Source organism: Acidiphilium acidophilum, from assembly GCF_033842475.1.
GTDB classification, from domain to species: Bacteria; Pseudomonadota; Alphaproteobacteria; order Acetobacterales; family Acetobacteraceae; genus Acidiphilium; species Acidiphilium acidophilum.
The window spans coordinates 466,991-480,291 of record NZ_JAWXYB010000018.1; the positions used below are offsets into that span (position 1 = coordinate 466,991).

The window sequence follows — 13,301 nt, forward strand, 5'->3', positions numbered from 1 at the left end:
GTCATTGCGGGGACGAGCCGATATTATAGTAGGGCGTCATGCTGCGCGGGCGGGTCGGCATGCTGCCGGGGATGACGTGGGCGCTGTCCGGACCATCGACGACCGCCTGCACGATCTCGCGCGAGGTCGGGTTGAGGACGGCGATGACGCTGCCTTCGCTGCCGCCGGCCATGGCGATGCCGCGGGCGGATACTTCGAGGCCCGGCATGGTCACGTCGAGCCTGACCATGGCGCCGCGATCGATCAGGAGCGGTGCGGTGACGGCGCGCGAACTCAGGGCGGTGTTGCTGGTGACGGCGCGGCTGACTTCCATGCCGATGGCCTGGGTCAGGGCGGTGAAGACATGGGGCGGGCTGGTCTGGCTCGGAATCCAGCCGAGTTTGACGTTCGATCCGGTCAGGATTTCACCGGGGTTGAGATTTTCCGCGGCGACCACGGCACGGATCGCAGGGGTTGCGATTCCGGCGACATCGATGCTGACCGCGGCCATCGTTGCGGATTTCACCAGCAGGCTGCCCCGGAAATTGCCGGTGGTGCGGTCGAGGCTGAGGCGGTTGACCGCGATGTCCGCGACGGAGCCGGGCGGTACCATCGGCAGATTTCGGGCGTCGATCGTGATGGTGAAGTGGCGTGGCGCGCCGGCCCGGATCAACGCGGGTCGCAGGGCGCGGGTGATCTGGTCGCGTTCGAGCGGAATGCCGGGGCGTTCGATCACCACGGGGGGCTGCTGATCGCCTGGTTGCCATGCCACGCCATATTGCGTCGCGATGGCGGCCAGTTGCGGCGCGCCGACGACGATCCGCCCGCCCGGTGCGGGGCCGGGGCCGAGGACGACATCGGCATCCGCGCCCGCGTTGCGGAACAGGTCCTTGACCTCGACCGTGGCGCGATCGATCGAGACCAGCGATCGGGCTGACGGGGCGGGGGCAGACGGGGCGGGGGCGGACGGGGCTGGTTGTGCGTTCGCCTGCGGTGCCGCCAGGGTTCCGGCGGCGGTCAGGAGGGCGATCGTGAGGAGGGATTTGCGCATCATGATTACAATTGGGTGAGCGTGTTCATCATCTGGTTGGACGTGGTGATGACCTGGCTGTTCATTTCGTAGGCGCGCTGGGCGGTGATCAGGTCGGTGATCTCGCTGACGACGTTGACGTTGGAATTCTCGACGAACCCCTGCTGGACTGAGCCGAAACCCGGCGAGCTGGGGGTCGCCGTGACGGGATCGCCGGAGGCGGCGGTCTGGATGAACAGGTTGCCGCCCTGCGCTTCGAGCCCGGCATCGTTCGGGAAGGCGGCGAGCTGGAGTTGCCCGACGGTTTGCGGCGCGGTCTGGCCCGAGAGGCTGACCTGGACCTGACCCGAGGCGTTGATGGTCACGTTGGTCGCGTTCGAGGGGATCTGGATGCCGGGTTGGACCACGTAACCATCGGCGGTCACGATTTCGCCGTTGGGCGAGAGGCCGAACGTGCCGTCCCGCGTGTAGGCGGTCTGACCGGAGGGGAGGGTGACCTGAAACCAGCCATTGCCGGAAATCGCGAGGTCGAGGGAGTTGTTGGTCTGTTGCAGATTGCCCTGCTGGTCGATCCGGTAGATCGCGGCGGTTTTGACGCCGAGGCCGATCTGGGTGCCGGAGGGGACGATGGTGCCGGCGTCCGAACTGTTCGAGCCGGCGCGGCGGAGGTCCTGATAGAGCAGGTCCTGGAATTCGACGCGCTGGCGCTGGTAGCCGGTTGTCGTCATGTTGGCGATGTTGTTGGCGATGACTTCGACATTGGTCTGTTGGGCCTGCATGCCGGTGGCGGCGATATCGAGAGCGCGCATTCATGGTCTCCAGTGGGGGTGTGGTTCAGCTGGTGGTGGCGCCGAGGATCTTGCTGATCGCCGACTGGCTGCGTGATTGTTCCGCCGTGATGAACTGGGCGATCATGCGGAAATTCTGGCTCGCCTGCATCATTTTGGTGATTTCGAGGATCGGCTGGACGTTCGATCCCTCAAGCGCGCCCTGGACGATGTTGGGCGCGGCGGCGGGGATCGGCGGGGCCGAGGTCTGGAACAGGTTGCCGCCTTCGGCGGTCAGGCCCTGCGGGTCGGCGACGGTGACCACGCCGACCTGGCCGATGATGCCCTGGGCCGTGCTGATCGTGCCGTCCGCCGCGATGCTCAGCGCGCCGCTCTGCGGCGGGACCGTGATCGGCTGGCCGCCGGGGTCGAGCAGGGCATCGCCCGAGGCGTTGGCGATGGTGCCGTTCGGCATCAGGCCGAAGCGGCCATCCCGCGTGAGACGCGGGCCGTTCGCGGTCTGTACCGTGAAATAGCCGCCGCTGGGCAGAGCGAGGTCGAGCGGATTGCCGGTCTGGTGAATTGGACCGGGAGCGGCATCCCGCCAGGTGCCGGTGGCCTGGGTATAGGCGAGGGTGGAACCGCCGGGCGGGGCGGTGACCCCGCGCATCCGGTCGATCCAGGCGGCGGATTGCAGATGGGTCGCCTCGTAGCCGGGGGTCGAGACGTTGGCGATATTGTTCGCGATGACATCGACCGTGCGCGAGGCGGTGATCATGCGCGAGAGGATGATGCTGGTCGTGTTATCCATCGAGGGGTCCACCATTTTGGGACGGGTCGTGCCGTATTGGCAGGAGGGAGATTGCGCCGGAAAAATTAAGGTTCGCCTAAGAAGTCTGGATTATCTGGGGGGTGGCGGTGATGACGGTTTTGTTATTGGGGCGCGACAGGGCAGTGAGGTGAAGGAAGCAAAGCGGGGAAGCGCTTCTTGTTTGAAAAAAAGAAGCAAAAGACTTTTTTGATCTGGTTTCCGGCGGTTTCACCGGCACGGACCAAAGGAATCGAAAGTTTTTTTGTTTCTTTTTTTACCAAAAAAAGAAAACTCCTTGCTTTCCCCGAAGGGCGCGATTTCTCCTTGACTCTGAGACAAATTAGAACAAAATAAGAACATGGAGTCAGCGCGATCTTGTCGTCATTCGGAAAATCATCAGAAAAATACTGGTGATTTCGATTCGCACCCTGCGGGGGCGGTGGGCGGATGGCTTGGTGGGCTGCTGGCCGGGGCGGTGCATGAGGTCGGGGGTGGTGAGGCCGTTACTGGATTTGCGGTGCGGCTGATGGCGCTTGCGGGGGAGGCGCCGATCGTCTGGATCGGGGATCGGCTCGATCTGTATCCGCCGGGGCTGATGCAGAGCGCGATCGATCCGGCGCGGTTGATTCTGGCCGAGGCGAAGGACGAGATCGACCGGTTGGCGGCGCTGGAGATTGCGTTGCGCGGCGGGATGCACGGGGTGGTCGTGGCGCGTGCAGTATCGCGGCTGGCGGCGCGGAAACTGGCGTTGGCGGCGCGTTGCGGTGGGGGGTTGGGGCTGGTTTTGCGTGCCGGGGCGGCGAGCGACTCGGCGGCCTTTGCGGCGCGCTGGCGGATCGAGGCGGCGCGGTCCGGGCCGGGACGGCAGGGGGGAACGCGCTGGCGGGCCGAGCTGATTTATGCGCGGGGCCGCAATCCCGGGGTGTTTCTGATCGAGGCTGGTGGTCATGAATCGTCGTCTGCTCTCGTGCTGGTTTCCGAATTTCAGCGATCCGGCGATGGCCGGAGACAGTTCGGAGACGGTCCGGGTGGACGGGTGGCGGGCGGAGGGGCGGTTGCTGCATGAGCGGGCGCTGTGGTGCCACGGGTTCACGCCGCTCGCCGCCGTCGATCCGCCCGATGGCATTCTCCTCGATATCACCGGCTGCGCGCATCTGTTCGGTGGTGAGGCCGGGTTGGTGCGGCGGCTTCGCGCGGTCTGGCCGGAGGCGCGGATCGCCATTGCCGGGACCGCGGCGGCGGCCTGGGCGCTGGCGCATTACGGGCCGGGTGGGGCGGGACCTGAACGAGGCCATGAAAGCCACGAAGGCCACGAAGGCAATGTAGGCAATGAGGACGATGCGGGCGATGAGGGGCGGATCGAGGATCTGCCTTTGGCCGCGCTGCGGATTGCCGATGCGACCATCGCGCGGTTGCGTCGGCTCGGGTTGCGGCGGATCGGGGAGGTGTTGCGCCTTTCGCGGGGCGAGATCCGTGCCGGGTTCGGGGCCGATATGGGGTTGCGGCTCGACCGGTTGCGCGGGTATGCGCCCGAGGCCCTGCATTTTCTGGCCCCGCCGGTCGATTGGCGGGTCGTCGGGTTTCATCCTGAGGCTTTGTTCACCGCCGAGCAGTTGCGGGCGGCGTTGATGCGGCTGGTGGCGGCGCTTTGCGCGCGGCTGGCGGCAGCGGAATCCGGGTTGATCGGGGTCGAGGCGCAGTATTACCGGGTCGATGCGCGGCGTCTGGTCGACCGGATCGGGTTTGCCGCGCCGACGCGGGATCGGGAGCATGTTGCGCGGCTGCTGGGGGAGCGGTTGCGGCAGATCGATCCGGGGTTCGGGATCGAGGCGATCGCGCTGGTGGGCGAGGTGGCGGGTCTGCCGCCGGGGCAGGTGGAACTGGCCGGCCGGGCGGCCCCCGATTACGCGCCGACCATCGACCGGTTGATGCGCAGGGTGGCGTTGTTTCGGCTGGCGCCGGTCGCCACGCATATTCCCGAGCGAGCGATGCGCCGGGTGAGGGTGACCGGTTCGGCGGCGGGCTGGACGATGGCGGACGATCCGCGCCCGGTGCGGCTGTTCGCGCGGCCCGAGCCGATCGGGGTGATGGCGCCGGTGCCGGACGATCCGCCCCGGATGATCCGCTGGCGGGATGTTGCCTATCGGATCGCGGCGGCGACCGGGCCGGAACGGATCGCGCGGGATTGGTGGCGGCACGAGCCGGCTTCGGTGCGGCCGGAGAGCGAGCGCATCCGCGATTATTATGCGGTGGAAACCGAGGCGGGCGAGCGGTTCTGGGTGTTTCGCGCCGGGGTGCATCGGGGCGAGGCCGTGCCGCGCTGGTTCATCCACGGGGTATTCTGATGGATTATGCCGAATTGGCGGCGGCGAGTGCGTTCAGTTTTCTGGAGGCGGCATCGTCGCCCGAGGAAATGGTGGCGCAGGCGGCGGCATTGGGTCTGTCCGCGCTGGGGATTGCCGACCGGAACACGCTGGCCGGGGTGGTGCGGGCGCATGGGGTGGCGAAGGCGGCGCGGTTGCGGCTGCTGGTGGGGGCGCGGCTCGGGTTCGAGGATATCCCCGATATCATCTGCTATCCGCGGGATCGGGCGGCCTGGGGGCGGTTGTGCCGGTTGCTCAGCCTTGGCAAATCGCGGGCGGCCAAGGGGGCGTGCCTGCTGCATGAGGCGGATCTGGCGGCGCATGGCGCGGGGCAGAGTTTGATCGTGATGCCGCCGGACCGGCTGGATGGGGGGTTTGCCGCCGCGCTCGGGCGGGTGGCGGCGGATCATCGCGGGCGGGTGCATCTGGCCGCGCGCCGGCGGTATCGTGCGGATGATGCGGCGTTTCTCGCGGCGCTGGGCGATGCGGCGCGGCGGGCGGGGGTGGGGTTGCTCGCGGTGAACGATGCGCTGTTTCATGTGCCGGAGCGGCGGGACTTGCAGGATGTGATGCGCTGCATCCGGTTCGGCTGTGCGATCGGGGAGGCGGGGATGCGGCTGGAGCCGCATGGCGAGCGGCATCTGAAGCCGCCCGGGGAGATGCGGCGGTTGTTCCGGGGCTATGAGGCGGCGATTGCGGCGCAGGCGGAATTGCTCGCGGTGGTGGGGTTCAGCCTCGATGAGCTGCGCTACGAATATCCCGATGAGCCGGTGCCCCCCTGGGTGACGCCGGATGAGCATCTGGCGGCGCTGGCGCGGGCGGGGGCGGCGTGGCGTTATCCCGAGGGCGTGCCGCCGGCGATCGGGCGGACCATCGAGCGGGAACTCGGGCTGATCGCGCGGCTCGATTATGCGCGGTATTTTCTGACCGTGCACGATATCGTGCGGTTTGCCCACAGCCAGGGGATTTTGTGCCAGGGGCGGGGGTCGGCGGCGAATTCGGCGGTGTGTTTCGCGCTCGGGATCACCGCGGTCGACCCCGCCGAGATCGATCTGCTGTTCGAGCGCTTCGTTTCGGCGGAACGGCGCGAGCCGCCGGACATCGATGTCGATTTCGAGCATGAGCGGCGCGAGGAGGTGATTCAGTATATATATAGGCGCTACGGGCGCGACCGGGCGGCGATTGCGGCGACGGTGATCCATTTCCGGCCGCGCAGCGCGATCCGCGAGGTGGGCAAGGTGCTCGGGCTTTCGGAAGGGATGACGGCGGCGCTGGCGGCGCAGAGCTGGAATCCGGGGGATGAGCTGTGGCCGGACGAGCGGGTGGTGGAGGCCGGGCTCGATCCGGGCGATCCGGCGCTGCGCCATGCGGTGCGGCTCGCGCGCGAATTGGTCGGGTTGCCGCGGCATTTGTCGCAGCATGTCGGTGGGTTCGTGCTGACCCGGGCGCGGCTGGACGAGACCGTGCCGATCGGGCCGGCTGCGATGCCGGGGCGCAGTTTCATCGAATGGGACAAGGACGATATCGACGCGCTGGGGATGATGAAGGTCGATGTGCTGGCGCTCGGCATGCTCACCTGTATTCGCAAATGTTTCGCGATGCTGGGGATTGGCGGGCTGGCCGAGGTGCCGCGCGAGGACCCTGTGGTTTACGATATGCTGTGCCGGGGCGATTCGCTCGGGGTGTTTCAGGTCGAGAGCCGGGCGCAGATGAACATGCTGCCGCGGTTGAAGCCGCGGACATTCTACGATCTGGTGATCGAGGTGGCGATCGTGCGGCCCGGGCCGATTCAGGGCGACATGGTCCATCCCTATTTGCGGCGGCGGCAGGGGCTGGAAGTGCCCGATTTTCCGGAACCCGATGGCGCGCACGGGCCGCCCGACGAATTGCGGCGGGTGCTGGGGCGGACCCTCGGCGTGCCGCTGTTCCAGGAGCAGGCGATGCGGATTGCGATCGAGGCGGCGCGGTTCACCGCCGAGGAGGCCAATGCGCTGCGCCGCGCGATGGCGACGTTCCGCAATGTCGGCACGATCCATAAATTCCATGCCCAGATGGTCGAGGGCATGGTGGCGCGGGGGTATGAGCGGGATTTCGCCGAGCGGTGCTTCAAGCAGATCGAAGGCTTCGGGACGTATGGGTTTCCCGAGAGTCATGCGGCGAGTTTCGCGCATCTGGTTTATGTCTCGGCGTGGCTGAAGTGCCATCATCCGGCGGAATTCGCGGCGGCATTGCTCAATTCGCAGCCGATGGGGTTTTATGCGCCGGCGCAGATCGTGCGCGATGTCCGCGACCATGGGGTTGCGGTGCGGGCGGCGGATGTCAATGCGAGCGGGTGGGATTGCGCGATCGAAGCCGGGGCGCTGCGGTTGGGGTTGCGGGTGATCGAGGGGTTTCGGGCCGAGTGGGCGGAGCGGATCGTGGCCGGGCCTTGGTATGCGACGATCGATGATCTGGCGCATCTGCCGCGATCGGCGCTCGACCTGCTGGCCGATGCCGGGGCGTTGCGCAGCCTGGGGCTCGATCGCCGGGCGGCGCTCTGGCGGGTGGGGACGATGCCGGCCGGAGATCTGCCGTTGTTTGCCGGGGCGGGGCCGAGGGCGGCGGTGCCCGCGCTGCCGGCGATGAGCGCGGGCGAGCATGTTACGGCGGATTACCGGCTCACCGGGCTTTCGCTGCGGGCGCATCCGCTCGCCTTGCTGCGCGGGGCGCCGGCGCTCGCCGGGGCGCGGGGCTGTGCGGCGGCGCGGGAGGCGCGGGATGGGGCGCGGATCGTGGTCGCGGGGGTCGTTGTGGTGCGCCAGCGGCCGGGGAGTGCGAAGGGCACCGTGTTCATCACGATCGAGGATGAGACCGGGATTGCCAATCTGGTGGTCTGGCCATCGCTGGTGGAGGGGCTGCGGGGCGTGATTATCGGGGCGGTTCTGGTGCTGGTCGAGGGGCGGGTGCAGCGGAGTGCCGAGGGGGTTGTTCATGTCGTGGTTGAGGGATTGAGCGATCTGTCGTTTCTGATCGGCACGCTCGATGTGGCGCGCGCGCCGGCCGATGAGATGCCGCTGCCACCGCGCATGGGGCATCCGCGGCATGAACGGATCATGCGCAAGAGCCGTGATTTTCATTGAGGCGGTGAGCGAACGTAATGGTCTGTTAACTATTCAGGGTCATACTCCGGTCAGAACGAGAGGATGAGTTATGGCCAAGACCCCGACTGCCCCGCGCCCGAGTCAGAGCGATGCCGTGCCCGCGAGCGACGATGCGGCGACGGTTCCCGCGAAGACGCGATCGAAGCTGCTGCTGTTCGGCGCACCGGTCGCGCTGCTGCTGGTGCTGGGGGGCGGGCTCTGGTTCAGCGGCGCGCTGTCCGGCCTGATGGGCGGGCACAAGCCGATCCGTGTGTCAGGGCCGGTCTTCATCAAGGTGCCGGAGATCGTCGCCAATCTGAATGTGACGGACGGGCGGGATTCCTATGCCAAGCTGGAGGCGACGCTGGAATTGGCGAACTCGGCCTCCGCTGCCGAGGTCAGGCACGATATGCCGCGCATCATCGATGTATTCCAGACCTATCTGCGGGCGATGCATCCCAGCGAGTTGCAGGGGGCTTCCGGCACCTACCGCCTGCGCGAGGCGTTGATCAACCGGGTGCGGATTGCGGCGGCACCGAACGTGATCCGCAATGTGCTGTTCGAGGAACTGATCGTTCAGTGAAACGATCCATGCGAGGGGAAAGGGATTTCCGATGATCCACACATATCGTGATGTTGCCGGGTGGATCTTCCAGATCGGCCTGTTCGGCATCTTGCTGGCCACTCTGGTTTATGCCCGCCGGCTCGAAGCCATGCTGCAACGCATCCGGCGCGATGAAGGGGGGTTTCAGGCCGCCCTGCCGCAGATGGATGCGGCGATTTCGGCGGCGAATGCGGCTGCCGAGCGCCTGATGGCCGATGCGGGCCGGGCGGATGCGGGGTTGCGGCAGTCTTGCGATGCGGCGGACGCGATGATCCGCCGGCTCGATGATCTGTTGAGGCAGGCGGCGGGTACGGCGTCGGTCGGGGACGTGGCGGTACCGGTCGCGGATGTCGAGGTGAAGCGCGCCCGCGCGGCGCCGGTTCGGCCGCCGATGCGCTCGTTGACGCCGCGTCGTTCGGCAAAACCGCAAAGCCGGACCGAACGCGATCTGGCGCGGATGCTGAGCGATGCGTCCTGAATCCGGGGGCTGGCGTGAGCGCCTGAGGGGGCGGCGCGCGAACGGGTTTCGGGCCTATCTGCCGATCCGGCTGTTGCCGTTGCTCATCGTCGGGCTGGTCTGTGCGATCATGGTGAAATCGGTCGGGCTTATCGAGGCGGCGTTCGCGCAGTCGAGCGGGCCGGGTACCACCGGATCGACCGGCGCGCCGGCCAGGCCTTACCATCCTGTGGCCAACTGGACCGATCGGCCACCGCCGCCGCCACTGTGCAAGCCCGATCCGTTCAGCGAGGCCGGAGAGACGAAAATTCTGCTCGCTTTGAAGCAGCGGGCCGGTCTGCTCGATCAGCGTGCCGCCGCGCTGGCCCGCGAACGCCAGGAACTCGATGCGACCCGTGTTGCGCTCACCCGTCAGCTGGCGGCTCTCAAACCGGTGGCGGCACGGCTGGAGGCGCTGAAGGCACGGCATCAGGCACGCGACGATGCGAAATGGGCGGCCCTGGTCGCGACCTACGGGGCGATGGAGCCCCGCGATGCGGCGAGGATTTTCGATGGGCTGGAGCCCACGATCGTATTCAACGTCCTGCGGCGGATGAACGACCGCAAATCCGCGGCGATTCTGGCCGATATGTCGCCGCCGAAGGCGCAACTCGTTACCGAGCGGCTGGCCGGCGAGCCGGAACCGGTTACGGCATTGCAGCCCGCCAACGCGCTGTTGCCGGATGGGGCGCCATGACTGGAAAGGGGCGATCCCTGATTCGGGTTCTCGCGGTGGCGGCGGGGGTTCTGCTGGCGGTGCGTGCCGCTCATGCCGATCCTGCTGATCCTGCAAGCAGGGCGGATATGGCGATGCGCGCTTCGCCTTCGTATTGGTTTCGCGTGCTGATCCCGGGAGATCAGGTGCCGTCGCAGATCGGGTATGCGAGTTTCCGCAAGGACGGCGATGACGTTCTGGTCTTTGCCGCCGATCTGCCGGTCAGTCTGGAGGCGTTGCGCGCGGTCAGCGGCGTGCCGGGGGCGCAGGTGGTCCATCTGGCGGGTGCGACGATTCTGCGGCTACCATTGCCTGAGGCGAAACCCCTCGGCGTTCTGGCGTCTGCGACGTCCTTTCATATCCTGATCGGCGATGCGCCGGCACCGGAGCCGGTCGTGGCCCTGTTTCGCCACGGGCAGATCCGGTTTCCGACCACGGTGCCCGGGCGGGTGGTGGCGGTCGAGGATGCGGATCGGCAGCGGCCGCTGCTGGTCGGTACCGTGACCGGGCCGGTGGCGTTGCGGGCGCGGCTTGAAGGCCCGGGGTATCGCAGTGTCCCGGCATCGAGCGGGGTGGTGATCGCGCCGGTGGCCGACGATCTCGGTCTGGTGGCGGACAAGGACGGGTTCGTGCTGCGCGCTGATGGCGCGGCCCTGCCGGTGGGTGATCCGCCGGTTTCCCAGCAGCGGGTCGATGCGCCGGAACAGGCCGGTGGGCTCGATCTGCCCCACGGCTCGATCCTGGCGTTACGGCACCGGCTCGATCGCGAACAGCGGCAATGGGCTGCCGCACCGCCGCTCGATCGGGTCCGGCAGTCGGTCCGGATTGCCCGGACGATGCTTTCGCTCGATCTGGCTCCCGAGGCGCATGGCGTCCTGATCGCGATGCTGGGTGGCGATCCCGCCGCTATCGACAATCCCGAGCGGGGGGCGCTGATGGCGGTGGCGGATCTGTTGTCCGGGCGACCCGACAAGGCAATGGCGCATTGGCCGGAGGGGCAGGGCGTCGGGGATGAGCGGTCGCTCTGGCTTGGTATTGCCGCAGCCGCGCAGGGGCACGACAAGACGGCGGCCGCGTTGCTGGCGGACCATATGGCACCTCTCGCAGCCGCGCCCGCGCTGGTCCGTCATCAGGTCGATCCGCTGGTGGCCGAAGCGCTGGTCCGGGGCGGGGCCCTTGCGGCGGCGCAGCGCGTCGCCGACCGGATGCAGGACGATCCGACGACGCACTTGATCCGTGCCGAAATCGAGCAGGCGTCGCACCATCCCCGGCATGCGATCGCGGATTATCGCAAGCTGGTGGACAGTGCTGATCCGCGTGTCGCGGGGATTGCCGCGTTTCGCGAGACCATGCTGCAACGCGCGCTCGGCCTGATCACGCCGCATGATGCCGCGGCACGGCTGGCACAGCATCTCTACGACTGGCGCGGTCCGCGCCACGAGCTCGATATGCGCCTTGCCCTCGCGCGTCTCCGCGCGGAGGATGGCGCCTGGCCGGAGGCCTTGACCGGGCTGCACACGGCGCTTCGGCTGTTCCCGCACCGGACCGCGCGGATTGCCGCACTTCGACACCACCTGTTCGACCGGATGATCGCCTCGGGGGCGTTGGATCGACTTCCGGTTCTTGCGGCGGTCTCGGTGATCGAGAATAATCATGATCTGGTTCCGGCGGGGGCGGCGGGAGTGCCGATCGTGCTGGACCTGTCGCGGAGATTGGCGGCGCTCGATCTGGCCGATCAGGCCGAGGATGTGCTTGCCCGTGCGCTGAGCGGAATGCCCGATGGGCAGGATCGGGCGCGGCTGGGCGCGGCTTTGGCGCGACTGCAACTTTCGCAAAATCATCCGCATCTGGCCCGCAAGACGCTCGACTCAACCGCCGGAGCTGGCCTCGCCGCGAAGGTCGCTGACGCCCGCCTGACGCTTGCCGCCGAGATTGCGAGGCAGATCGGGCCCGGCTCAGCGCAGCCGATGTCGGGTTCCGGCGGGACGACTGGCGTGGCCTGGGTGCCGACGCTTGGGCGCGGGCAGCGCCCGATTGCGGGTCACCCTGCGATCCATCGGGTCATGTCCGCTATTCCGGCGGTTCCGGCCATACCGGCAGAAGGCAGGCTCGACGACGCGGCGGCGGAGACGGTGTTGCAATCGGCCATCGCGGCATCCCGCGAGCACGACGGTCCGAAACTGGCGGCGTTGCGCGCCCGTTATCTCGCGCGGATGCCGCATGGCAAGGCGGCTGTGGTGTTCGCGGCGGTTACATCCCCCCCCGTCGCGCCGACGACCGACCTTGCCACGGCGCTGGCCCAGATTGCCGAGATCGAGCGGGCGGGTCGGTCCCTGGCTCCGAATCCGAAACCCGCGAAGCCGCAATGAGGCGGTGGGACCGTGCCTGTGGCAACCGCTCGGGATTGCGCGTCCGGTTCAGAATGTGAGGCTTTCGCCGCCGCGTAAAATGGCTTCGGCGCGCGGGGTGTATCCGGTGTCGTCGTGCAGGGTCAGTCCGGGCAGGAGCGTCAACGATCCGCGATCGCCCCTGGTCGACCGCACGATGACCAGTTTGGCCGCGCGATCGGTCCGGGGCCATAGCGGCATGATCCGGGGTGCACCGCAGCCGGCCTGTTTCATGGCGCCGAGACATTCATCGAGGGAGGTGGCGGGAAGGATGAAGGTCATGGTCCCGCGTGGCTTGAGCACGGCGGCGATGGCCTGCGCCCATGTCGCGAGGAGGCCGGCGGTGCTGTGGTGGGCACGGCGCCGGATCGTGTCGGGTGAGGGTGTATCGTGCGGCGACCGCCAGGGCGGGTTGGCGAAACCGTGATCGAACCTGCGCTTCAGCGGCAGGGCGGCGAGATCCGCTGCGATCGCGGTGAGGTTCGGCAGATCGTTGGTCGCGAAATTGCGTTGTGCCAGCGCGGCAAGCCGCGTTTCGCGTTCGACGCCGAGGCCGGAGATGCCCGGCAGCCGGGCGGCGAGGCAGAGCAGGCCGGCCCCAGCACCGGTGCCGGCTTCGATCACGGTTTCGCCATCACGCGCCGGAATCGACGCGGCCAGCAACACGGGTTCGATGCCGGTGCGATGGCCGGTGGCCAGTTGCCGGTACCGCAGGCGGCCATCGAGGAGCCATCCCGCCGTCTCGCTCATGCCTCGCCGGCGTCCTGAAGTATCCGGCGCGCCTGGGCCGCATCGGCGCTGGCGACCGCGATCCGGCGGGGAAACATGCCGATATTGCCTTCGGTCGCCGCGATGTTCTGGTCCAGCAGGACTGGATCGAGTCCCGCATCCCGCAGGAGCGCCATCAGGAAACTCAGCCTGATCGTGTCGGTCGATGCCGCGATGACTTCCATGGAGGTGCCCTGCCTTTCGGTTCATTCCGGTGTTCGCGTCGGTTCCTCGCCTTGACCCTCGATCCTCCGCGCCGATA

The 13,301-nt window shown here is 67.7% G+C and carries 12 protein-coding genes; 7 read left to right on the plus strand and 5 right to left on the minus strand.

The annotated features are described in order from the left end of the window. Position 1: 1 nt before the first annotated feature. Genes flgA through SIL87_RS04855 form a run of 3 tightly spaced genes read right to left on the minus strand, consistent with a single transcriptional unit; the run spans position 2 to position 2,587 of the window. A complete protein-coding gene (gene flgA, locus SIL87_RS04845; protein WP_319613072.1) occupies positions 2-1,033 on the minus strand; it encodes a flagellar basal body P-ring formation chaperone FlgA in 1,032 nt (343 codons plus the stop codon). 2 nt (positions 1,034-1,035) lie between these two features. Continuing rightward, a complete protein-coding gene (flgG, locus tag SIL87_RS04850) occupies positions 1,036-1,818 on the minus strand; it encodes a flagellar basal-body rod protein FlgG (protein WP_319613073.1) in 783 nt (260 codons plus the stop codon). Between the two features lie 25 nt (positions 1,819-1,843). Continuing rightward, positions 1,844-2,587, minus strand: coding sequence for a flagellar hook-basal body complex protein (locus SIL87_RS04855; RefSeq protein ID WP_319613074.1), 744 nt, complete (start codon positions 2,585-2,587; stop codon positions 1,844-1,846). 439 nt (positions 2,588-3,026) lie between these two features. Between SIL87_RS04855 and SIL87_RS04860 the strand changes: the two genes are divergently transcribed. The 7 genes from SIL87_RS04860 to SIL87_RS04890 all read left to right on the plus strand — a co-directional run bounded on the left by SIL87_RS04860 (position 3,027) and on the right by SIL87_RS04890 (position 12,253). After that, a complete protein-coding gene (locus SIL87_RS04860; protein ID WP_319613075.1) occupies positions 3,027-3,653 on the plus strand; it encodes a hypothetical protein in 627 nt (208 codons plus the stop codon). Next, complete coding sequence (locus tag SIL87_RS04865; RefSeq protein WP_319613076.1) at positions 3,535-4,932, plus strand: hypothetical protein; 1,398 nt, start codon at positions 3,535-3,537, stop codon at positions 4,930-4,932. Before SIL87_RS04860 ends, SIL87_RS04865 begins: the two co-directional genes overlap by 119 nt. Continuing rightward, positions 4,932-8,069 (plus strand): error-prone DNA polymerase, encoded by a 3,138-nt coding sequence (locus SIL87_RS04870; protein WP_319613077.1) that lies wholly within the window; start codon positions 4,932-4,934, stop codon positions 8,067-8,069. The genes SIL87_RS04865 and SIL87_RS04870 overlap by 1 nt, the downstream gene beginning before the upstream one ends. Positions 8,070-8,139: 70 nt before the next feature. Further along, positions 8,140-8,652: a flagellar basal body-associated FliL family protein gene (locus tag SIL87_RS04875; protein ID WP_319613078.1), complete on the plus strand. Its 513-nt coding sequence runs from the start codon at positions 8,140-8,142 to the stop codon at positions 8,650-8,652. Between the two features lie 31 nt (positions 8,653-8,683). Then, on the plus strand, positions 8,684-9,151 hold the full coding sequence (locus SIL87_RS04880) for a hypothetical protein (RefSeq protein WP_319613079.1): 468 nt from the start codon (positions 8,684-8,686) through the stop codon (positions 9,149-9,151). Next, positions 9,141-9,866 (plus strand): MotE family protein, encoded by a 726-nt coding sequence (locus tag SIL87_RS04885; protein WP_319613080.1) that lies wholly within the window; start codon positions 9,141-9,143, stop codon positions 9,864-9,866. The genes SIL87_RS04880 and SIL87_RS04885 overlap by 11 nt, the downstream gene beginning before the upstream one ends. Continuing rightward, on the plus strand, positions 9,863-12,253 hold the full coding sequence (locus SIL87_RS04890; protein ID WP_319613081.1) for a hypothetical protein: 2,391 nt from the start codon (positions 9,863-9,865) through the stop codon (positions 12,251-12,253). Before SIL87_RS04885 ends, SIL87_RS04890 begins: the two co-directional genes overlap by 4 nt. 48 nt (positions 12,254-12,301) lie before the next feature. Here the strand turns inward: SIL87_RS04890 and SIL87_RS04895 are convergent, their stop codons facing one another. Next, complete coding sequence (locus SIL87_RS04895) at positions 12,302-13,021, minus strand: tRNA1(Val) (adenine(37)-N6)-methyltransferase (protein ID WP_319613082.1); 720 nt, start codon at positions 13,019-13,021, stop codon at positions 12,302-12,304. After that, on the minus strand, positions 13,018-13,224 hold the full coding sequence (locus tag SIL87_RS04900) for a putative signal transducing protein (RefSeq protein ID WP_319613083.1): 207 nt from the start codon (positions 13,222-13,224) through the stop codon (positions 13,018-13,020). The genes SIL87_RS04895 and SIL87_RS04900 overlap by 4 nt, the downstream gene beginning before the upstream one ends. Positions 13,225-13,301: the final 77 nt, after the last annotated feature.

Excerpts from the sequence above, each read along its gene's own strand:
- flgA (WP_319613072.1), bottom strand. The coding sequence starts at position 1,033 with ATGATGCGCAAATCCCTCCTCACGATCGCCCTCCTGACCGCCGCCGGA.
- flgG (WP_319613073.1), bottom strand. The coding sequence starts at position 1,818 with ATGCGCGCTCTCGATATCGCCGCCACCGGCATGCAGGCCCAACAGACC.
- SIL87_RS04855 (WP_319613074.1), bottom strand. The coding sequence starts at position 2,587 with ATGGATAACACGACCAGCATCATCCTCTCGCGCATGATCACCGCCTCG.
- SIL87_RS04865 (WP_319613076.1), top strand. The coding sequence starts at position 3,535 with ATGAATCGTCGTCTGCTCTCGTGCTGGTTTCCGAATTTCAGCGATCCG.
- SIL87_RS04870 (WP_319613077.1), top strand. The coding sequence starts at position 4,932 with ATGGATTATGCCGAATTGGCGGCGGCGAGTGCGTTCAGTTTTCTGGAG.
- SIL87_RS04875 (WP_319613078.1), top strand. The coding sequence starts at position 8,140 with ATGGCCAAGACCCCGACTGCCCCGCGCCCGAGTCAGAGCGATGCCGTG.
- SIL87_RS04880 (WP_319613079.1), top strand. The coding sequence starts at position 8,684 with ATGATCCACACATATCGTGATGTTGCCGGGTGGATCTTCCAGATCGGC.
- SIL87_RS04885 (WP_319613080.1), top strand. The coding sequence starts at position 9,141 with ATGCGTCCTGAATCCGGGGGCTGGCGTGAGCGCCTGAGGGGGCGGCGC.
- SIL87_RS04890 (WP_319613081.1), top strand. The coding sequence starts at position 9,863 with ATGACTGGAAAGGGGCGATCCCTGATTCGGGTTCTCGCGGTGGCGGCG.
- SIL87_RS04895 (WP_319613082.1), bottom strand. The coding sequence starts at position 13,021 with ATGAGCGAGACGGCGGGATGGCTCCTCGATGGCCGCCTGCGGTACCGG.
- SIL87_RS04900 (WP_319613083.1), bottom strand. The coding sequence starts at position 13,224 with ATGGAAGTCATCGCGGCATCGACCGACACGATCAGGCTGAGTTTCCTG.